At 62.1% G+C, this 19915-nt stretch carries 24 protein-coding genes; 14 read left to right on the top strand and 10 right to left on the bottom strand.

Annotated elements, in window-relative coordinates; translation table 11 throughout:
- Window positions 1-9 precede the first annotated feature (9 nt).
- Window positions 10-1323, top strand: a complete 1314-nt coding sequence (locus LK535_RS02485) for an Nramp family divalent metal transporter (protein WP_227770305.1) — start codon at window positions 10-12, stop codon at window positions 1321-1323.
- 16 nt (window positions 1324-1339) lie between these two features.
- Here LK535_RS02485 and LK535_RS02480 read toward each other — a convergent pair whose 3' ends face one another.
- From LK535_RS02480 to LK535_RS02470, 3 genes are all read right to left on the bottom strand, one after another.
- Window positions 1340-2119: a tyrosine-protein phosphatase gene (locus LK535_RS02480; protein WP_227770304.1), complete on the bottom strand. Its 780-nt coding sequence runs from the start codon at window positions 2117-2119 to the stop codon at window positions 1340-1342.
- Between the two features lie 104 nt (window positions 2120-2223).
- Window positions 2224-2940, bottom strand: a complete 717-nt coding sequence (locus LK535_RS02475) for a hypothetical protein (protein ID WP_227770303.1) — start codon at window positions 2938-2940, stop codon at window positions 2224-2226.
- Window positions 2937-4148 (bottom strand): toxic anion resistance protein, encoded by a 1212-nt coding sequence (locus LK535_RS02470; protein ID WP_227770302.1) that lies wholly within the window; start codon window positions 4146-4148, stop codon window positions 2937-2939. The genes LK535_RS02475 and LK535_RS02470 overlap by 4 nt, the downstream gene beginning before the upstream one ends.
- Before the next feature lie 157 nt (window positions 4149-4305).
- Here LK535_RS02470 and LK535_RS02465 point away from each other — a divergent pair, with 157 nt between their 5' ends.
- The 3 genes from LK535_RS02465 (at window position 4306) to LK535_RS02455 (ending at window position 8313) form a co-directional block, all read left to right on the top strand.
- Window positions 4306-5319 carry a zinc-binding alcohol dehydrogenase family protein gene (locus LK535_RS02465; protein ID WP_227770301.1) on the top strand — a complete coding sequence of 338 codons (1014 nt, stop codon included), beginning with the start codon at window positions 4306-4308 and terminating at the stop codon, window positions 5317-5319.
- 91 nt (window positions 5320-5410) lie between these two features.
- Window positions 5411-7234, top strand: coding sequence for a translational GTPase TypA (typA, locus tag LK535_RS02460; RefSeq protein ID WP_227770300.1), 1824 nt, complete (start codon window positions 5411-5413; stop codon window positions 7232-7234).
- A 2-nt stretch (window positions 7235-7236) separates the two neighbouring features.
- A complete protein-coding gene (locus LK535_RS02455) occupies window positions 7237-8313 on the top strand; it encodes an oxidoreductase (RefSeq protein ID WP_321576528.1) in 1077 nt (358 codons plus the stop codon).
- Between the two features lie 70 nt (window positions 8314-8383).
- Here the strand turns inward: LK535_RS02455 and LK535_RS02450 are convergent, their stop codons facing one another.
- Window positions 8384-8788 (bottom strand): EVE domain-containing protein, encoded by a 405-nt coding sequence (locus LK535_RS02450; RefSeq protein WP_227770299.1) that lies wholly within the window; start codon window positions 8786-8788, stop codon window positions 8384-8386.
- A gap of 134 nt (window positions 8789-8922) precedes the next feature.
- Here LK535_RS02450 and LK535_RS02445 point away from each other — a divergent pair, with 134 nt between their 5' ends.
- Together LK535_RS02445 and LK535_RS02440 are read left to right on the top strand one after the other, a co-directional pair.
- Window positions 8923-9273, top strand: coding sequence for a hypothetical protein (locus tag LK535_RS02445; RefSeq protein WP_227770298.1), 351 nt, complete (start codon window positions 8923-8925; stop codon window positions 9271-9273).
- Between the two features lie 99 nt (window positions 9274-9372).
- The gene (locus LK535_RS02440; RefSeq protein ID WP_227770297.1) at window positions 9373-9648 is read left to right on the top strand and encodes a DUF3297 family protein; all 276 of its coding nucleotides are present in this window, start codon (window positions 9373-9375) and stop codon (window positions 9646-9648) included.
- 162 nt (window positions 9649-9810) lie between these two features.
- Here LK535_RS02440 and LK535_RS02435 read toward each other — a convergent pair whose 3' ends face one another.
- Window positions 9811-10782 carry an NAD(P)H-dependent flavin oxidoreductase gene (locus LK535_RS02435; RefSeq protein ID WP_227770296.1) on the bottom strand — a complete coding sequence of 324 codons (972 nt, stop codon included), beginning with the start codon at window positions 10780-10782 and terminating at the stop codon, window positions 9811-9813.
- 84 nt (window positions 10783-10866) lie between these two features.
- Complete coding sequence (locus LK535_RS02430; protein ID WP_227770295.1) at window positions 10867-11391, bottom strand: gamma carbonic anhydrase family protein; 525 nt, start codon at window positions 11389-11391, stop codon at window positions 10867-10869.
- 88 nt (window positions 11392-11479) lie between these two features.
- Here LK535_RS02430 and LK535_RS02425 point away from each other — a divergent pair, with 88 nt between their 5' ends.
- Window positions 11480-11641: a hypothetical protein gene (locus LK535_RS02425; RefSeq protein WP_227770294.1), complete on the top strand. Its 162-nt coding sequence runs from the start codon at window positions 11480-11482 to the stop codon at window positions 11639-11641.
- Window positions 11642-11649: 8 nt separating this feature from the next.
- On the opposite strand, the gene LK535_RS02420 is transcribed toward LK535_RS02425, so the two are convergent.
- Complete coding sequence (locus LK535_RS02420) at window positions 11650-12945, bottom strand: MFS transporter (RefSeq protein ID WP_227770293.1); 1296 nt, start codon at window positions 12943-12945, stop codon at window positions 11650-11652.
- A gap of 113 nt (window positions 12946-13058) precedes the next feature.
- On the opposite strand from LK535_RS02420, the gene pgsA reads away from it, so the two are divergent.
- From pgsA to LK535_RS02405, 3 genes are read left to right on the top strand one after another with little or no spacing between them, the layout of a single operon-like run.
- A complete protein-coding gene (gene pgsA / locus LK535_RS02415; RefSeq protein ID WP_227770292.1) occupies window positions 13059-13625 on the top strand; it encodes a CDP-diacylglycerol--glycerol-3-phosphate 3-phosphatidyltransferase in 567 nt (188 codons plus the stop codon).
- A 5-nt stretch (window positions 13626-13630) separates the two neighbouring features.
- Window positions 13631-13882, top strand: coding sequence for a molybdopterin converting factor subunit 1 (moaD, locus tag LK535_RS02410; protein ID WP_227770291.1), 252 nt, complete (start codon window positions 13631-13633; stop codon window positions 13880-13882).
- Window positions 13879-14313 (top strand): molybdenum cofactor biosynthesis protein MoaE, encoded by a 435-nt coding sequence (locus tag LK535_RS02405; RefSeq protein WP_227770290.1) that lies wholly within the window; start codon window positions 13879-13881, stop codon window positions 14311-14313. Before moaD ends, LK535_RS02405 begins: the two co-directional genes overlap by 4 nt.
- Window positions 14314-14332: 19 nt before the next feature.
- Here the strand turns inward: LK535_RS02405 and LK535_RS02400 are convergent, their stop codons facing one another.
- The gene (locus tag LK535_RS02400) at window positions 14333-14917 is read right to left on the bottom strand and encodes a fasciclin domain-containing protein (protein ID WP_227770289.1); all 585 of its coding nucleotides are present in this window, start codon (window positions 14915-14917) and stop codon (window positions 14333-14335) included.
- A 190-nt stretch (window positions 14918-15107) separates the two neighbouring features.
- On the opposite strand from LK535_RS02400, the gene thiE reads away from it, so the two are divergent.
- The 4 genes from thiE (at window position 15108) to LK535_RS02380 (ending at window position 18419) form a co-directional block, all read left to right on the top strand.
- The gene (thiE, locus tag LK535_RS02395; protein ID WP_227770288.1) at window positions 15108-15785 is read left to right on the top strand and encodes a thiamine phosphate synthase; all 678 of its coding nucleotides are present in this window, start codon (window positions 15108-15110) and stop codon (window positions 15783-15785) included.
- Between the two features lie 366 nt (window positions 15786-16151).
- Window positions 16152-16742: a M23 family metallopeptidase gene (locus LK535_RS02390; protein WP_227770287.1), complete on the top strand. Its 591-nt coding sequence runs from the start codon at window positions 16152-16154 to the stop codon at window positions 16740-16742.
- 164 nt (window positions 16743-16906) lie between these two features.
- Window positions 16907-17470 carry an elongation factor P gene (efp, locus tag LK535_RS02385; RefSeq protein ID WP_227770286.1) on the top strand — a complete coding sequence of 188 codons (564 nt, stop codon included), beginning with the start codon at window positions 16907-16909 and terminating at the stop codon, window positions 17468-17470.
- A 136-nt stretch (window positions 17471-17606) separates the two neighbouring features.
- The gene (locus LK535_RS02380) at window positions 17607-18419 is read left to right on the top strand and encodes an inositol monophosphatase family protein (RefSeq protein ID WP_227770285.1); all 813 of its coding nucleotides are present in this window, start codon (window positions 17607-17609) and stop codon (window positions 18417-18419) included.
- A 52-nt stretch (window positions 18420-18471) separates the two neighbouring features.
- Here the strand turns inward: LK535_RS02380 and LK535_RS02375 are convergent, their stop codons facing one another.
- Together LK535_RS02375 and LK535_RS02370 are read right to left on the bottom strand one after the other, a co-directional pair.
- Entirely contained in the window at window positions 18472-19377 is a 906-nt protein-coding gene (locus LK535_RS02375; RefSeq protein WP_321576527.1) for a DUF481 domain-containing protein, read from the bottom strand.
- Window positions 19378-19434: 57 nt separating this feature from the next.
- Entirely contained in the window at window positions 19435-19914 is a 480-nt protein-coding gene (locus LK535_RS02370) for an RNA pyrophosphohydrolase (protein ID WP_227770284.1), read from the bottom strand.
- Window position 19915: the final 1 nt, after the last annotated feature.

Genomic DNA, 19915 nt, shown 5'->3' with positions numbered 1-19915 from the left:
GCAGCAGGGATGACACCTCCCGCCGCCGAGTTGATGCGATCGCTGCCCGAGGTTCACGCCTCAATACGAGTGCCACAAGGCGCGAGCTTCTGGCGGAGACTGTTCGCCTTCGTTGGGCCGGGGTGGCTGGTCGCGGTCGGATATATGGACCCTGGCAACTGGGCCACGGACATCGCCGGCGGGTCGGCGTTCGGCTACACGCTGCTGAGCGTTATCCTGCTCTCTAACCTGATGGCGATCATCCTGCAGGCGCTCTCTGCCCGGCTGGGGATCGGGGCGGGCATGGATCTGGCGCAGGCGTGTCGGCAGCAATATTCCCGGCCGGTATCGCTCGTCCTGTGGGTGTTGTGTGAAATAGCGATCATCGCATGCGACCTGGCGGAGGTGTTGGGCACTGCGATCGCGCTCAAGTTGCTGTTCGGACTACCGCTCGTTGCGGGTGTTTGTGTAACGGCGCTTGATGTCTTCTTGATCCTGGCACTGCAACGCTACGGCTTCCGACGCCTGGAAGCGTTTGTGGCGTCACTGCTGATCGTGATTGCAGGCTGCTTTGCCCTGGAACTGGCCTGGGCAGGACCGGACTGGGGAGCCGCCGCGGCGGGACTGATCCCCTCCGCGGAGATCGTCAGCAATCCCGCGATGCTTTACATCGCGATCGGCATTCTCGGCGCCACTGTGATGCCTCACAACCTGTACCTCCATTCGGCCATCGTGCAGACGCGGGCAGTAGGTGACGAGGTCGCCGACAAGCGCGACGCGCTGAAGATGGCGACAATCGACTCCACAGTCAGCCTGGGACTGGCATTCTTCATCAATGCAGCAATACTGGTGCTCGCCGCCGCGACGTTCCACGTCGCGGGGCGGACAGAGGTCGCCGAAATCGAGGAAGCGCACCGGTTGCTCGCACCGATGCTGGGCGTCGGCGTGGCGAGCATTGTCTTCGCCGTGGCCTTGCTGGCCAGCGGTCAGAACTCCACCGTTACCGGAACGCTCGCGGGTCAGATCGTGATGGAGGGTTTTCTTGACCTTCGCCTGCCGCTTTGGTTGCGGCGCATGATCACTCGCGGGTTCGCAATCATCCCGGCGGTGATTGGCGTTGCGCTTGCGGGGGACAGCGGGGCAACCCAGCTGCTGGTGTTGAGCCAGGTGGTGCTTAGCTTGCAATTGCCCTTTGCCGTGCTGCCGCTGGTGGCGTTTACGGGGAGCAGGCGGCTGATGGGGCCGCTGGCAGCGCCACGTTGGCTGGCGGCGCTTGCCTGGGGCATTGCGGCGGTGATCGTTGCCCTGAACGGCTGGATGCTGTGGGGTTTGGTAACCGGTTGAGCGGCCGGTTGCCTAATCAGGCGATCAGTCGTTCGCGCAACGCTTGACGACGCGCTGCGTCGACACCCAACACTTCCTCCGCATAGCGTTCCGTTGATCCATAGCGCTGCTTGATTGAGCGGGTCGCGGCGTCAAGGTACGTGGCGTCCACGCCCATCAGCGTTTCGATGGCCTCATCGGTGATCTGCGAACCATAGCGCTGGCGGATCGAGTCGCCCGCCGCAGCGATACGACGCTGTTGATTGCCGGCAACGTTAGTGAGCAGATAATCCGCCATCACGTCATCCTCGTGCACGCCGAGAAGACGATGCAGCAACGCCGCTGCCAAGCCGGTCCGATCCTTACCGGCGAGACAGTGCAGGAGGCTGGAGCCGTCGCGCGTCGCCAGTGCTTCGAAATACAGCGTGAGCGAGCGGATAAGCACTGTGCGAAACGGCATGTTCTCGTACAGCCGCGTCATCGCCGCGCGCGCTTCATCGGCCGTGGTGATGCCGCGGCCCGCCTCTTCATGCGGCGCGAGTTCCGATCCGGCAGTTTCCCCGGGCGCGAAAAGGACGAGGCCATCGAAACCATCGTGGCGGAGGCACGGCATCAACTGCCGCTCGCTGTCACCACGAAGATCAATTACCGTGGAGATGCCCAGATTGGCCACGGTCGCCAAATCCTTCTCCGTCGCGTCGCCATGTTGCCCGGAGCGCCAGAGCACACCATTGCGGAGACGCCCGTCACTGCCGGTGTAACGGCCGTAATCGCGGAAGTTATGGATACCTTCGAGGACGAGGACACGATCGTTCATGCGTGATTGCTAACCCAACAACATGACAATGTCGCGTCGATTAAGCGTGTTGGCTTAAAAAGCCGGCTGTCGCATGGTGTCACACCGCGAGCAGCCGGCGCGGATCAGGCCGGGTCGCCGTCCTTATACTTCATCTCGAGGAAACGCCCGCGTGTCTCCAGCGAATCGAGATCACTGCGTGCCAGTTCCTCGCTTAATTGGCCGATCTCACGCTCGATCAGCTCCAGACCTTCGACGAGCTGCCGATCGGGTGTCTTTCCATTGCGTTCCGCGCCCCGGAGTTCAGATGGTACGCGTTGATAGTCGCGGATGAACTCAGGCAATTGCTCGCCCACCAGGCGCCTGATATCGGCCGCCGCCGGCGTATCATCTTCTACCGACGCCAGCTGCTTGCCGAGCGTGTCCAGACGCAGGCCGATGCGGTCCGTCACCTGAACCGCCGGGGCTGGCAATGCAGGGCGCTGCGCATCAAGCCAGCGTGTCGTTTGCGTCGGCAACGCTTTCAACTCGCTTCTGGCGAGCTTCTCGTGAGTCACCGGGCGGGGACCCGGTGCAAAGGCGATGGCGAGCGTCACAGCCATCATGACCATCATGACCGCAAGTGCGCCGAAGATGCCGAGCGGCGCCACGGCGAGGCCGATGATCGCGGCTACAATCAGGATCGCGACATTGGCAGCGCCGATTGCCGCCACCCGTTTTGCAAGACCGCGGCCGTTGTGTGCTCGCCGGGCGGTCGGCAAGCCCTCGAATGACTGAAGTCTAACCCTGTCGAGCGTGCCACGGGCGCGCGCCAGCGCCTCGTCGGTGTCGTGAGAGATCACAGCGCCTCCAGCTTGAAGGTCTCAGGCGAGGAGCCAACGCGGTTCTGCGCCGCGCCCTCCGCCCGGGCGATGTAGCCGCGTGATTTTTCGACTTCGCCGGACAGCGTGTCGACAGTGGCCTTCATGGAGTCGAGGGCCTTCAGCTTGAAGGTGTCGATCGCATCCATGGTCTCGTAGATGTTCTGGAACGCCCGCTGGAGCGTTTCGAGCGGGATGGCCGAACTTGCCGCTTGCTCATGGATACGAGCGGTATTCGAACGCAGCAGCTTGCCCGTCGAGTCGATGATGCTCGCGGTCGTATTGTTCAGCTGGGTAATCTGTTCCAGCACGAGCTTTTGATTGGTCATCGCCTGCGCGACCGTCACGGCAGTGCGCAGCGCCGCCACAGTCGTCGTGGATGCCCGATCAACGCCCTTGATGAGCTCGACGTTGTTCTTCTTGACGAGGTCGAGTGCCAGATAACCCTGGACGGTCACCGCCATCTGGGTCAGCAGATCCTGGGTTCGCTGCCGCGCGTAGAACAAGGCGCTTTCGCGGATCGCCTTGGCCTTTGCCGGGTCGGTGGCGTCCAGTTCGTTGGCCTTATCTTCAAGCTTCTGATCGAGCATCTTCGAGAGCTGGATCATCTGCTCCAGCTTGCCCATGGCGCTCCACAGATTAGCGCGTTCGGTGTCGATGGAGGCATTGTCCATCAACAGCTCGTCCTTGCCCGAGGCAAGGCTCTTCAGGATCGAGGCGATGTGGGTCTGGCTCGATTTGTAGCTGTCGAAATAATTCCGCATCTTGTTGCCGAACGGAATGATGCCGAACAATTTTTGGGGCGCCGTCAGATTGCCCTTCTTGCCGGGATCCAGATCCTCCACCACCCGGCGGAGCTGAGCGAGGTCCTTACCCACGCCGGTTTCCTGATCCATCGCGCGTACCGGGCGATCAAGGAAGCGGTTCGACTGGCCCGCAGCGTCGCGGATCTCCTTGGCCCCCATGTTGGTGATCGCATCGACCACCTTGCCGAATTCAGGGCTGTTCGCGTCCCGCTCGATCAGCTGCTGAACGGCATAGTCAGCGCGTTCCTCCAGCTTCGACTTCGTGCCGTCGTCCACCGGGACCAGGCCAGCCGCCTTTTCCGCGGCGACGGTCGGCACCGGATCGGGTGGTGTGAGCTTCAGCGCCGGCTCGGTCGCGGTGATCGTGTCGGGGGTGCTCGCCATTTGTTCCTCCAGCGTTGCCGTCACGATGACGGCAGACGGGTCTTCGTTCAAGTGTATCAGGGATATAATACGCGTCCCTGTCTTGCGCAAAGCCCGGCCATTGCACAGGAACGCTTCATCCGAGTTCGACGCACCACGAGACGAGAGAGGAAGTCACATGCGCGCTGTCGCTTTCAAACAGCCGGGACCGCTGAGCCGCGAAGACTCGTTGGTCGACATCGAACTTCCCGATCCCGTGGCGACTGGCCGCGATCTGCTCGTCCGGATCCATGCCGTTTCGGTGAATCCCGTGGACGTAAAGGTGCGCGCCGGAATGCGCGGCGGCGGCGAAGATTGGCGGGTGCTCGGCTTTGACGCGGCAGGGGAGGTGGTAGCGGCCGGGCCCGAGGTAACTGGGTTTAAGGTGGGTGATCACGTGATGTATGCCGGGCAGATCGATCGTCCCGGCAGCAACGCGGAACTCCAGCTCGTTGATGAGCGAATCGTCGGACGAAAGCCTGCTTCGCTCGATTGGGCGGCCGCCGCAGCGCTGCCGCTGACGACAATCACCGCCTGGGAAGCGCTGTTCGACAAGCTGGATGTGCGCCGGGCGATTCCAGGCGCCGCACCGGCGGTGTTCATCCTCAATGGCGCAGGTGGCGTCGGATCGATCGCCATACAGTTGCTACGGGCGCGGACCGATCTGACCGTCATTGCTTCCGCATCGCGGCCAGAGACGAAAGCCTGGGTCGAAGAGTTGGGCGCTCACCATGTGGTGAACCATCGTGGACCGATGGCGCCGCAGATCGACGCGCTGGGGCTCGGCAAGCCGGGCCACGTGTTTTCCACCACGCACACGGACGAACATCTCGCCGACATCACGCGCCTGATCGCGCCGCAGGGTAAGCTTTGTCTGATCGACGACCCAAAGACCCTCGACATCATGCCGCTGAAAGCGAAAGCCGTGTCGGTTCATTGGGAGCTGATGTTCACCCGGCCGCTCTTCAAGACGCCCGACATGGCGGAGCAGGGAAGGCTGCTCAACGAAGTCGCCAATCTCGTGAATGCGGGACGCATCCGTTCGACGGTGACCGAAACGATGGGTGCGATCACGGCGGCTAACCTGAAGCGCGCTCATGGCCTAATCGAGAGTGGGACAGCGCGCGGGAAGGTCGTGCTTGCGGGCTGGTGATGCTGCGGACGCGAAGGCTGGCGCTTGCGGGTCATTTCGGCTATGCGCGCCCGCAATGCTGCCGCGCCGTGGCGGCCATCCAGGAAAATGTATGAATCTGCGCAATATCGCCATCATCGCGCACGTCGATCATGGCAAAACCACGCTTGTTGACCAGCTTTTCCGCCAATCGGGTACCTTCCGAGACAATCAGCGCGTGGAAGAACGCGCGATGGACTCGAACGATCTGGAGAAGGAGCGCGGGATCACCATTCTTGCGAAGCCGACCTCGATCGAGTGGGAAGGCACTCGCATCAACATCGTGGACACCCCTGGTCACGCGGACTTCGGCGGTGAGGTGGAGCGCATCCTTTCGATGGTCGACGGCGTGATCCTGCTGGTCGATTCGTCCGAAGGCGCGATGCCGCAGACGAAGTTCGTGACTGGCAAGGCGTTGGCGCTGGGGCTTCGCCCGATCGTCGTCGTCAACAAGGTCGATCGTCCCGACCAGCGCATTCAGGAAGTGCTGGATGAAGTTTTCGACCTGTTCGTCAGCCTCGATGCCACGGACGAGCAGCTCGACTTCCCGGTTCTCTACGCCTCGGGCCGCAACGGCTATGCCAGCGAGGATCCCGATCGTCGTGAAGGCACGCTGACCCCGCTGTTCCAGAAGATCGTCGATCACGTGCCGCCGCCGGCGCTGGATGTCGATGCGCCGTTCACGTTCCTGGTCACGCTGCTCGATCGTGACAACTTCCTGGGCCGCGTGCTGACGGGCCGCGTCAACTCCGGCACGGTCAAGGTCAACCAGCCGATCCATGCGCTCGACATGGATGGCAAGGTGATCGAGACGGGCCGCGCCTCCAAGATCATGACCTTCCAGGGACTGGAGCGTGTGCCGACCGACGAGGCGCGCGCTGGCGACATCATCAGCCTTGCCGGCCTGACGGTCGCTACGGTTTCGAACACCATCGCCGACACCAGCGTCACCGAAGCGATCCAGGCGCAGCCGATCGATCCGCCGACGCTGTCGATGCGGTTTGCGGTGAACGATTCGCCGATGGCAGGCCGCGAGGGCAGCAAGGTGACGAGCCGCATGATCCGCGATCGCCTGTTCCGTGAGGCGGAATCGAACGTCGCGATCAAGGTGACCGAATCGGCCGACCGCGACAGCTTCGAAGTCGCCGGCCGCGGCGAACTTCAGCTCGGCGTGCTGATCGAGACGATGCGCCGCGAAGGCTTCGAGCTCGGAATCAGCCGCCCGCGCGTGCTGTTCCGCGAGGACGAGAACGGCAAGAAGCTCGAGCCGTATGAAACCGTCATCATCGACGTGGACGAAGAGCATTCCGGCACCGTCGTCGAGAAGATGAACCTGCGTAAGGCTGAGATGACCGACATGCGTCCGTCGGGCGGTGGCAAGACGCGCATCACCTTCTCCGCGCCCAGCCGCGGCATGATCGGTTACCACGGCGAGTTCCTGTCGGACACGCGTGGCACGGGCATCATGAACCGGCTCTTCGAGAAGTACGGCCCCCACAAGGGTCCGATCGAGGGGCGCAAGAACGGCGTGCTGATCTCCAACGGTGCCGGCGAGGCTCAGGCCTATGCGCTGGGTCCGCTCGAGGATCGCGGCATCCTGTTCGTCGGTCATGGCGAAGCCCTCTACGAGGGTATGATCATCGGCGAGAACGCCAAGACGGATGACCTTGAGGTCAATCCGATGAAGGCGAAGCAGCTGACGAACTTCCGCGCGTCGGGCGGCAAGGACGATGCGATCCGCCTGACCCCGCCGAAGAAGATGACGCTGGAACAGGCCATCGCCTACATCGATGATGACGAGATGGTGGAGGTGACGCCGAAGACCATCCGTTTGCGCAAGCGCTTCCTCGATCCGCATGAGCGCAAGCGCCAGAAGCGTTCGGCCGAGGCAGCTTAATCGTGCCGCCGATCAGTACCGCACCCGTTCGGGTGGGACTGATCGGTTTCGGTTATGCGGGGCGCACGTTCCACGCCCCGCTGATCCGCGCGACCGAAGGTGTTGCGCTTGTCGCGGTCGCCTCCTCGCGTCCGTCTGAGGTGCGTACAGCGCTCGGTGATGTTGCGGTTACTGATACTGCCGAAGCCCTTGTTGCACGCGATGACATCGATCTAATCGTCGTGGCCAGCCCCAATGACAGCCACGCGCCGCTGGCGCTGGCCGCGTTAGCGGCTGGCAAGCATGTCATCGTGGAAAAACCGTTCGCCCTGTCAATGGACGAAGCGCGTGCGGTGATCGTGGCGGCAGATCGTGCCGATCGCCTGCTTGCGGTATTTCACAACCGTCGGTGGGACAGCGACTTTCTGTCCGTGAGAGCGGCAATTGATCGGCAGGCGATAGGGCAGGTCGCTCATTTCGAAAGCCGATTCGATCGATTTCGCCCGGTCGTGCGCGATCGTTGGCGCGAGCGGGCGACCCCGGGCGGCGGGATATGGTATGATCTTGGTCCCCACCTGATCGATCAGGCTCTGCAACTGTTCGGTCTTCCTGAACGGGTGGAAGCCAATCTGGCCATTCTTCGGCGCGGTGGCTCGGCGCACGATTGGGCGCACGCAGTCCTTGAGTATGCGGACAAGCAAGTCGTTCTTCAGGCCAGCATGCTCGTTGCTGGCGGCAGCGCCCGTTTTGTGGTGCATGGAAGTGCCGGCAGCCTGGTAAAGGAGCGGGGAGACCAGCAGGAAGCGCAACTGCTCGCGGGACTGCGGCCTGGCGAGGCGGGCTGGGGTGAAGACCATGATCCGCTCGTTGTGCACGATGGGCAGAGCCGCCATGTACTGCCAGTGATCGCGGGAGATCAGCGCGACTTCTATCGCGCCGTGGCCGCGGCGATCCGCGACCACGCGCCAAACCCGGTTCCTCCCGCGCAAGCCCTCGCCACGATGGCGGTGATCGAAGCAGGTCTGCTCTCTTCGAAGCAGCGCCGGGCGATAGCTTTGCCACTCACGCCGGCGGAGCGGGAGTCGTTTAGCGGGCGTTAGCCGCAACTACGGTTTCTACAGGCACGGGATCGACAAATACTCGCGCCGGACCTCCAAGCTTCGGTACTGCTCAGGACAGTCCGCCGAGTTCCATCAATGCCGTCCATTCCTCCTCGCGCACCGGCGTGACCGACAGGCGGCTTTGACGAAGAACCTCGAGACTTGCGAGGCGGGGTTCCGCCTTGATCGTTGCCAACGGCACGGGCCTGGGCAGCTTTTTCAGCGGCCTCACGGCCACAGACGCCCATACGCCCTTTTCGCCATCCGGCCGCCACGCCCGCACGATTTCCATCGTGCCGACAGCCGCCTTCTCCTTGTTCGAGTGATAAAAGATCGCCTGATCGCCCGGCGTCATTTCCTTGAGGAAGTTACGAGCGGTGTAGTTGCGAACGCCGTCCCATTCCGTTTCCCCGTCGCGGATAAGATGGTCCCACCCATAGACATCAGGTTCCGACCTCAACAACCAGAAGCGCATCGAATCTTAAACCCATTATGAACGCGACATTCCGCGCCGGTTAAGCCCGACTCGCGCATACCAGCAAACACGCTCATGGCATCGTGCGTTTACACCTTCAGAGCGGACCGAGCGTATGTGTTAGGAGGTTCGAGATGAACGGATTTCTGATGAAGGCCGGATTAGGTACTGCGCTGGCAGCCTCGGCGCTTGCCACTGCGGCACCGGCTAGCGCGCAGCGTTGGCACCATCGCTATGATCGCGGTTCGGACGTCGCTGCCGGCGCGCTGATCGGCGGCGTGGTCGGGCTGGGACTTGGTGCGGCGATCGCGTCGAGCAACCGCGGTCCTTATTACGACTATCCGCGCTACCGCGAGTACCGGGGCTACTACCCGCGGTCCTACTACAATGACTATCGTCCGAGGTGGCGAGGGCCAAGGTGCTTCCGCCAGTGGCAATGGGATCCCTATTACGGTGAACGGGTTCCTGTGCGGGTCTGTCGTTAACTAGCTTCAGCGAGCACGCAGGGGGCGGCGCGGGGGATCTATTCTCCCGCGCCGCTTTTTCTGTTGGGAGTGGCGCGGGGATCGTTTAGTCGCGCAGCCATGACTGAGACACCGCCAGATCACCTCTCCATTGATCCTTCGAGCCCTTATTTCGATCAGCCGACGCTCGAGCGCGGCATCGGAATCCGCTTCAAGGGCGTCGAGCGGAACGATGTCGAAGAGTATTCGATTTCCGAAGGCTGGATCCGCGTCGCCCTAGGCAAGAAGGTCGATCGTCGGGGACGGCCGCTCACCATCAAGCTTTCCGGTCCCGTTGAGGCGTATTTCCGGAGCCCGGCTTCTGGCGACGATGCAGACGACGCGGCGACCGCCTAGAGCCCTGTCGGCCGGCTGCCCAGCTGTGCGGGCGGAGATCAGCGCCCCCGGGGTAGTCGAGGATGGGTGCTGCGGACACCGTGCCTCTCTGATGAGGGGTGGGTCCGCAGCGGTTCTCCGCAATCAGGAATGAGGTTGCAGCGCTTGCTGCAACCCAATTGATCAAGCCGCCACGAGGCCGATTCGTGCCTTGGCGGCGTTGTACTCGCGTTCCATACGGTCGATCCGGTCGGCGACGCTTTCCACCTTTTCCACCGCACCAATGCCCTGGCCAGAGCCCCAGATGTCGCGCCATGCCTTGGCCTTAGGCGCATTGTCGCCCTGACCGAAGTTCATGGTCTTGTAATCACCCTCGGGCAGATTGTCTGGATCTAGTCCTGCACGCTCGATTGAGCCGCGCAGATAATTGCCGTGCACGCCGGTGAACAGGTTGGAATAGACGATGTCGGAGGCGCGACCTTCGACGATGCCGTTCTTGTAACCCTCATCCGCGTTAGCCTCGAGCGTGGCGATGAAGGGTGATCCGATATAGGCGAAGTCGGCGCCCATCGCTTGCGCGGCCAGCACTGCGTCACCGGTAGCGATGGAGCCGGAGAGTGCCACCGGGCCGTCGAACCATTGGCGGATTTCGCTGACGAGAGCGAATGGAGAAAGGCGTCCGGCGTGACCGCCCGCGCCCGCAGCTACCGGGATCAGACCATCCGCACCCTTTTCGATCGCCTTGCGCGCAAAACGGTCGTCGATAACGTCGTGAAAGGTGATGCCGCCCCAATTGTGAACAGCCTGGTTCAACTCCTCGCGTGCGCCGAGGGAGGTGATGGTGATCGGAACCTGCCACTTCTCGCAAGTGGCGAGATCAGCCTCCAGCCGATCGTTCGACTTATGTACGATTTGGTTGACGGCGAAGGGCGCGGCCGGGCGATCGGGATTGTTACGATTATGCGCCGCGAGTTCTTCGGTGATCCGGTGCAGCCATTCGTCAAGAAGCCCCTGCGGGCGCGCGTTCAGGGCAGGGAAGGAGCCGACGATGCCGGCCTTACACTGCGCGATCACGAGATCCGGACCGGAGATGATGAACAGCGGCGAGCCGATGACCGGCAAGCGCAAGCGGGAGAGGATCGCTGGGACTGACATAAGTCAGGTTATGTCGGGAGAGTAACCACCTGTCCAGCAGAGCGCGCTACAGCCCACCAACCGGTCCGGATCTTTTTGAGCCGTTCAGTCGACGCGCTTTAGGCCCGATGCTGCCGCTCTGCCGTTCTCCACATAGTGCGCAGCAGATACCTTCAGTCCGGCGACCGCTTGGTCGTCCAAGGACCGGACTGCCTTCGCCGGGCTTCCCACGATCAGACTGCGCGGAGGAAAGGTCTTGCCTTCAGTGACCAATGCATTGGCGCCGACGATGCAATCGTCAGGGATCACGGCTCGGTTCAAGATCGTAGCGCCCATTCCGATCAGGACGCGGTCGCCGATCGTGCAGCCGTGCAGGATGGCACGATGGCCGATGGTGCAATCCTCTCCAACCGTCAGCGGCGAGCCTGGATCGGAGTGGAGCATCGCGCCCTCCTGAATGTTGCTGCGCGCGCCGATCGGGATGGTCGTGTTGTCGCCGCGGATCACCGCCCCGAACCACACGCTGGTGTCTTCAGCCAACCGTACGTCACCTACGATGTCAGCACTGGGTGCAACCCAGGCGGTTTCGTGACAGGTCGGGCGCTGCCCGCGAAACTCATAAAGCGGCATGTTTCTCTCCTGTACCAACATCGGACACTGGACTGGTTACTTCTTCAGGGCAGTTCCAAACCGTAAACAACTCGTTAACCATGGCGGGGTGGAGAGACGCCTCATCAGTGACGAAGCCGCTGGCCATCCGATCCGCCAGATGCTGGCGCGCGCCGAAGCACGGCCGAAGCGGAATGACGATCAGGATCTAAAGCTCTTCGTGTTGAGCTTCACCGCCTTCTTCATCTGCTTTTATACCCTGATCATGTAGCTCACCGCTTAATCGCAGGCGCGATGAAGGCGCTGGGCGATCCAGGCGGAGACGACGCACATCCCTGCCACAAGCAGCAGCAGCTGGCTGGCCGTGGCGCCGAGTGCCGTTATTCCTGCGACCGTTGCCGAGCCGATCGTCATCGCTCCGGCATTCACCACATTGTTCGCAGCAACAGTCCTAGCGGTTTGATCCTTTGGCACCGTGGTGGTGAGAAAGGCGTAAAGCGGCACGACGAACATGCCGCCGAAGATCGCCACGAACATGAGGGTTACAAGAACAAGCGGCGCGCCGGGATGACTGACAAATCCGGCGATGTCATAAAGCGTACCTGTGGGGGCTGGCTCCCAATTCGCCGCCACGAACCAGAACGCCAGAACCGCGGCGCCCATGGCAATCACGGAGGCGGGGGAGAAACGAGCCGAGATATGGCCGCGGAGCATCAGGTTGATGACCACCGACCCGATCGCAACACCGACCGAAAAGATCGCCAGCACCAAGCTGGCCACGCTGGCATCGGAAGTGAGAACATTCTTCACCAGCGGCGGGAAGATGACCACCAGGACGGACCCGATCGTCCAGAAGAAGCTGATTGCGCAGATTGCCAGGAATAGGCGGGGAATGTGCATGGTGCCCGCAACCAGGCGCCACGATGCGCGGAATGGATTATAGTCGAGCTTTAGCGCGGGCCCGAGCCGCGGCGCGGGAGGAACCATGCGAGCGCTGAGATAACCGAAGAGCGCAACAAGGAAGGTAAGACCGGCGATCAGCGGGATCGATTCGTAGATAAAGCCCGCCAATATCGTGCCTAGAAGGATGGAGAGGTAGGTGCCTGCCTCGACCAAGCCAGTGCCGCCGAGCACATCCTCATCCTCGAGATGCTGTGGCAGGATCGCGTATTTGATGGGGCTGAAAAAGGTCGAGTGAATGCCAAGCCCGACCACCGCGCCAAGCATCATGACCACCGGAAGCGTTACCTGACCGGCGCGAGCCAGCAACAGGCCGCCGCAACCAAGCGCCATGATCCCGAATTCGACAATTTTCACGACGCGAATGATCCGCGCCTTGTCCATTGTATCGGCGAGTTGGCCAGCCAATGCCGACAATAGAAAGAACGGCAAGATAAAGAGGCCGGCCGCCAGAGCGTTGAAGAAACTTTCCTGCTTCTCGTTCGCGAATATCTGGTAGGTTGCAAAAAGAACCATCGAGGTTTTGAAGAGATTGTCATTGAAGGCACCCAAGAATTGGGTGACAAAAAGCGGCAAAAAGCGCCGGCGTTTGAGAAGCCCGAGGGCATTGATCATGGCAGAAGGTGGCCCGGCTGTGGCAGATTGAAACTTCGGCATAGCCGCTGGCCGTACCTGCTGCCAACCCCGGCAGGGTTGCGCCACGGGTCCGCTAAGCTAAGTCATCATTCGTGCTTACGTTGCCCAACCTGCTCACCCTATCGCGAATCGTCGCGGTGCCCGCGCTGGTAGCGTTACTCTGGTGGCCTACCTGGCAGGCCGGGTTCGCCATCGCGTTCGGCCTGTACTGCCTGATGGGCATCACGGATTATTTCGATGGCTACCTCGCTCGTGCGCAGGGCGCCGTGTCGCGCCTGGGCGTATTTCTCGATCCCATTGCAGACAAGATCATGGTGGCTGCCGTGATCCTGATGCTGGTGGGCACACGGCACAATGACACGGCGGTGATTACCGGCGTTCATATCATCGCCGCTCTCGTCATTCTGCTCCGCGAAATTGCGGTTTCTGGCCTTCGCGAGTTTCTGGCGGGTCTGCAGGTCTCCCTGCCTGTGTCTCGGCTGGCGAAGTGGAAAACGACCCTTCAGCTCGTCTCTTTGGGAGCGCTCATCCTAGCGGGCGCGCTCCCGGAGTTCAGCTGGGTGAAGCTGACGGGGCTGGTGTCGCTATGGGGTGCCGCTGTGCTGACGATCGTGACCGGCTGGGATTACCTGCGCGTCGGCCTGAAGCACATGGATTGACGGCGATGCGTGTCCTCTACTTTGCATGGGTGCGCGAACGGATCGGCAGCGCTGAGGAGGAGGTGGATCCGCCGCCAGAGGTGGATACCATCGCCGCGCTGATCAGTTGGCTTGCCGTGCGATCGGCCGGCCACGCAGCAGCTCTCGCCGACTGTGATCGCTTACGGGCGGCTCGGGATGAAGAGTTCGTTCCGCTTCAAACGGCGATCGCGGGCGCGCGCGAGATCGCGATTTTTCCGCCGGTGACGGGAGGATGATCCGCGTTGTCGTCACGTCTGCGCCAATCGTGCTTGCGGACGAGCTGGCGATGGCGGAGCAGAGCGGCGCCCTCGCTACATTTACGGGCATGGTGCGCGCGGATGATGGCGTCACCGAACTGATGCTGGAACATTATCCCGGCGCGACCGAGCGCGCGTTGGAGGCGCTGGCCCGGGTGGCGTTTCAGCGCTGGAGCTTGTCCGGAGCGACGATTGTTCATCGGGTGGGATCCATGGTGCCGGGTGACCGGATCGTGTTTGTGGCCACGAGTGCGGCTCACCGCGCGGCGGCGCTGGAGGCATGCGCATTCCTGATCGATCGCCTGAAGACCGATGCGCCGTTCTGGAAGCGGGAGCGGTTGGGCGATCGCCATCGTTGGGTAGAGCCGCGCAAGAGCGATGATGCCTCTGCAGCGAAGTGGCAGCTTTAAGAAGGCGTCTCGGTTGCGATCAGGCCAGCCGCGGAATCATTACTCCATTGATGACGTGAAACACGCCATCCGACTGCTGCACGTCTGGCGTTTCAACATAGCTCTTGTTGCCATTGGCGTCCGTCAGCGCAACTGCCGCGCCCTCCTTCCGTGCCACCAGGGGAGCGCCTTCAACGGTGGTCAGGTGAGCGGTGCCGCCCCCTTGGTCGATGCGTGCACGAAGTTGGTCGAGGGTGATGGTGCCGGGCACGACGTGATAGTTCACCAGCTTGTTCAACGTGGGCCGGTTCGCAGGCGAAAGCAGTGCATTCACGGCATGCGGGGACATACGGCCGAAGGCCTCGTCGCTTGGCGCGAAAACGGTAACTGGTCCGGCGGTGCTCAGAGCGCGCCCTGCGTCGCTTGCAGTCAGGGCACGGGTCAGGATCTGCAGGTTCGGGGCTGCTGCGCAGTTCGCGGCGATCGTGCGGGTGCCGAGCATATGCGCACCGCCGATCTGCGGGTTGATGGCGGTTGCTGCCATGGCCGCCAGCTGATTGACGGGTTCTGCCGCCAACCGCGACGGGGCCGCGACATGATCGGCGGTGCCAACATTACGCGCCACGCGCGTCGCTTGCGGAGCACATGCCGAAACAAGCGCGGCGAGGCCGATGGCCGGGACTATTCTTGTGGAGAGCATAAAATCGCCTACTTCCAACGTTGTGTGACAACACCAACGATCGTTGGTTCGGGTTGTTGCGCCAGATGACCCGCTTCCGCTTCCGTCCATCGTTCTTGACCGCTAGGTTCAGGCGATGATTGATGATCCCCTCGGCCCACTCGATCCCGAATTTGCAGCAGCGTTCCAGCGGGACAACAGCCGCCCGGCCTGCCAACTGTACCTGATCTCGCCACTTGAGGTGGGAGGAAGTTTCCCATCACGGCTGGAGCGTGCGCTGGACGCCGGGCCGGTGGCGGCTTTTCAGTTCAGGGTAAAGAACCTCAACCAGCATGAGGCAGCGCGGCTGGCGGAGCCACTTCAGCGCATATGCGCGGATCGGGAGGTAGCTTTTATCGTCAACGACAGCGTGTCGCTTGCCAAGCGGCTGGGCGCCGACGGCGTTCATTTGGGGCAGGACGATGGTGATCCGCGCGAGGCGCGGGCCGCGTTAGGGCCGAATGTACAGATCGGCGTGACGTGCCACGACAGCCGGCACCTGGCGATGGAAGCCGGTGACGCCGGAGCGGATTATGTCGCCTTCGGCAGTTTTTACCCGACGACGACGAAGGAGGTGAAGCATCACCCCGAGCCGGTTGTCCTGTCCTGGTGGTCAACGCTGTTCGAGCTCCCCTGTGTTGCCATTGGCGGCATTACGCCTGCGAACGCATTGCCGTTGGTCGCGGCGGGTGCTGATTTCATTGCGACCTCGGGCGCGGTCTGGAACGGCGACGAAGCGGCTGCTATCCGGGCCTTCAGCGAGGTGCTTGGCTGACGATCGCCGCTTGGTTGGCGAAACCTGGCGGCGGCACGGCCGTTCGGCGCTTCGGCGGATCAATTCGAGGTGCCGGAATGACGGTGACGTCGCATCAACGGGTTTTCGGGAGTGCTCTGGATTGAGTACTTCCGTCGACCTGCGGGGTGGGGCGGCAGACGCTTGCCGTCGGGCTGGGTCAGCAGGGCCCACCACCCGCGATGGTCAGGCCCTCCGGAAGATACGAGAGGCGCGGATGAATGCCGCTCAGGAAAACTGTCCGAGGGTGACGCGGGGCAGGCAATCCTACAGCGCACCTCGCGCACGCTCAGCCAGTGGCGCCTTTGAGGCGCTAATTGGCTTCCCTATCGTCCTCCAGGTCCGTCAATGACCAAGCTGGGCGCCACGATCCTCGCCCTCATCGGGCTGGCCGTGATCGGTTTCGCGTCAATGCTAACCTTTGGTCCGGAAAACACACCTCGCTCCGCAACACCGAACAAGGCGCCCGCGGCTCGCACGCCTGAAGTTGCTAACATTCCGCTGAGCATCCCAGTGGCGGGTATCACGGCGAACCAACTTACGAACACCTGGGGCGATACTCGCGGTGGAGGTAGTCGAACGCACGAAGCAATAGACATCATGGCGCCGGCCCATACGCCAGTCCTAGCGGCGGGGCCTGGATCGATCGAAAAGTTGTTTTACAGCAAGGCAGGTGGGACAACGCTGTACGTGCGCTCACCTGATCGGCGATGGAGCCACTATTATGCTCATTTGGCCGATTACGCGCCTGGCGTGCGAGAAGGAATGACCGTCACCCGCGGCATGCTGCTTGGCTACGTCGGCGACACCGGAAACGCCGGGCCGGGCAATACCCATCTTCATTTTGGCGTCAGCAGAATGGCGCCCGGCGATCGATGGCATCAAGGAACGCCGGTGAACCCGTACCCACTGCTTGCCGGAAAGCGCAAGGTCCGTTAGGGCAGCCGCCTTCCAGTTCAACACTGCCGTTTGCCCTGAGCTGGTCGAAGCCTGCCCTGACTACCTGCATGTCCAGGATAGCCGAACAGGGGCGCCTCCTCTTGGGGAAGGGGAGCCGGGTATTCGACACGCTCAGCCCGAACGGAGAATGGGCAGTATAAGTCATGAAGATCAGCGGTGTGGACATCCGTCCGGGCAACATCATCGAATATGAAGGCGGCATCTGGCGTGCCGTGAAGATTCAGCACACCCAGCCCGGCAAGGGCGGGGCCTATATGCAGGTTGAGCTGAAGAACCTGCGCGATGGCCGCAAGAACAACGTGCGCTTCCGCTCGGCCGAAACCGTGGAGCGCGTGCGGCTCGACACCAAGGACTTCCAGTTCCTGTTCGCGGATGGCGACGGCCTCGTGTTCATGGATAAGGACACGTACCATCAGGTGACGTTGCCGCGTGACCTGCTAGGCGATGCCGCTGCCTTCCTGCAGGATGGCATGGACGTGGTCATGGAACTCTATGAAGAAGAGGCAATCAGCGTGCAGCTGCCGGACACGATCGAGGCAACGATCGTCGAGGCTGATGCCGTAGTGAAGGGCCAAACGGCTTCCTCCAGCTACAAGCCGGCGATTCTCGACAATGGCGTTCGCGTGATGGTGCCGCCGCACATTTCCAGCGGAACCCGGATCGTTGTGGACGTTTACGAGCAGACTTACGTTCGTCGCGCAGATTGATTGTCTGACCTCCCTGTCGGGAGCGACCGGGACGAGGCGAGGCTTCTGCAACGTATGGAAGCTTTCGTCGACATTTGTGCCCGAATATTGATGCCCACCCCCGTCCCCTCCTGTGTCGGAGGGGGGAGTTGTTGAAATGCCTTCCCATTCCGGTCTGTTCACGATCATCGAGCGTGCCGCGCGCAAGGCGGCCCCACGGCTGCGGCGTGACTTCAACGAGGTCCAGAACCTTCAGGTGAGCCGTAAGGGGCCGGCCGATTTCGTTTCAATGGCGGACAAGCGGGCCGAGCAGACGCTGTTCGAAGAATTGTCCAAGGCGCGCCCCGATTGGGGCTTCGTGATGGAAGAACGTGGTGAAGTCGCTGGCGACCCGTCCAAGCCGCGCTTCATCATCGATCCGCTGGATGGGACCACCAACTTCCTGCACGGCATTCCGCACTTCGCGATCTCCATCGCCGTGGAGGAGCCTCTGCCGAACGGTAAGCGCGAGATCACGACAGCGCTGGTCTATCAACCGCTTACGGATGAAAGTTTCTGGGCCGAGAAGGGACGTGGGGCCTGGCTGCAGGATCAGCGCCTTCGTGTGTCTTCCCGCCGCGAACTGACCGAAGCGGTGATCGCCACCGGTATCCCGTTCATGGGTCATGGCGACTTTGCGGAGTGGACGCGCATCTTCGGTTCGATCGCACCACAGGTGGCGGGGATCCGGCGACTGGGCTCTGCCGCGTTGGATCTCGCCTGGGTCGCCGCAGGCCGTTTTGACGGCTATTGGGAGTCCAAGCTCAAGATCTGGGACGCGGCAGCCGGCATGCTGTTGGTTAAGGAAGCCGGCGGCTTCGTTACCGATTTCAGAGGAGGCGATCGGTCCATCGAACGCAGCGAGTTCCTGGCTGCGAATGATGGATTACATTCCAAGCTGCACAAGCTGCTGGCTGGAGCCCTGCGGTAAGCGCGTAGCGGGACCTTGTCGGGAATGGGCGCCACCACGGCGAGCGGTGCGCTCAGAAGGTATAGACGAGCGATGCTCTGCTGGTCGTGTCTGTGGAGACACGACCGATCGGCGGCTCGCTTTCGTATTGGACGGTATAGCTTACCTGCGCCGAAAGCGGGCCCACCAACTTCGCGGCAAGGGCCGTCGTGCTGCTCACCGTTGAATTGAAACGCTGAAGGTACGCTGAGGCGTCTTGGCTGACAGACAGTCCCGGCGACAGCTTGAGATCAAGGTCGACGCTGCCGCGCGCCGCGATGCTGCTTTCGACCGTGCTGTCGGTGAACTGCGTGTGCCGAAAGGCTGGGCCAAGCTCCAGATTAAGGGTCAGGGCGCGCGTCTGGACCGCACTATAGCCGGCACCGGCCGAGGCCGAGTAGCGATCCGAGTAACCAAAGAACCGGTCGCTTTCATACTGAAGAGCGCCATACACATATTGCCGGGAGTCAATTTTCCAGTTCGGCTCGTAGGCGGCGAGGTAATGCTCGCGCGTTGTGATGCCTAGGCTGCGTTGGAAGTCCGCCTGTCCGCGCAGCTTGTGGCGCCAATCGAGGCCCTCGCGGGTGAGATCAAGAATGCCGGTTACGCCGGCGGTGCTGGAATTTCCCGTCGTGATGAACCCGCCCACTTCGGCTCGACCAGTCCACAGGTCGGTCCAGCCCGCCCGTACGATGCGAGCCTCGCGATCCTTTGCCCGGACCGCGCGCCATTCCTCAGCAATGCGAAGCACCGCGTCTCCGCTCGCTGGATCGGCAGCACGGGCGTACTTCACGATGGTTGAAACTTCGCCCTCATTGCCGGAGGCGATTGCGGCGTCGAGCATTGCCCGAATGGGAGGCGGGATCCGAACCTGATCCGCCTCGACAGTGGCTCCGTCGTTAGGCAAGCTTGAGGCGGCGAGAAAGACGGCTAGGATCACGGGCAAGCGCTACTTAAGGCTGCGAGCGACGTGAAGGCGCCCCGGGCGGATGGTGTCTCAGTTGAGATAAGCGGAGAACGCCGTCAGGACTTCTTCATAGAGCCCGCGTTTGAAGGGTACGATCTGCATCACCAGATCTTTCGGGTCCGCCCAGCGCCATGCGCGGAATTCGGGATGCGCCGTTTCAATGCGAACGTCGCTGTCTTGGCCAAGAAAGCGGAACAGAAACCATCGCTGCGTCTGTCCTCGATACTTCCCCTTCCAGACCTTGCCGATCAGATCCGAGGGAAGGTCGTACTGGAACTTCCCCGGCGCTTGGGCGATCAGCTCAACAAGGTTTGGGGCGATCCCCGTTTCTTCCCTGAGCTCCCGGATAGCCGTAGCGAGGGGATCCTCGCCCGGATCGATCCCGCCTTGCGGCATTTGCCATGCTTCCAGAGTCGTATCGAGGCGCTGGCCGACAAATACCTGGCCTTGCCGGTTCAGCAACATGACGCCCACGCAGGGCCGATACGGGAGATCGATGTTGTCGGTCATA

Source organism: Sphingomonas sp. IC4-52 (assembly GCF_020707225.1).
Taxonomy (GTDB): domain Bacteria; phylum Pseudomonadota; class Alphaproteobacteria; order Sphingomonadales; family Sphingomonadaceae; genus Sphingomonas.
Note: the sequence above shows the minus strand (reverse complement) of the source record. Positions and strands in the feature narration are given on the sequence as shown.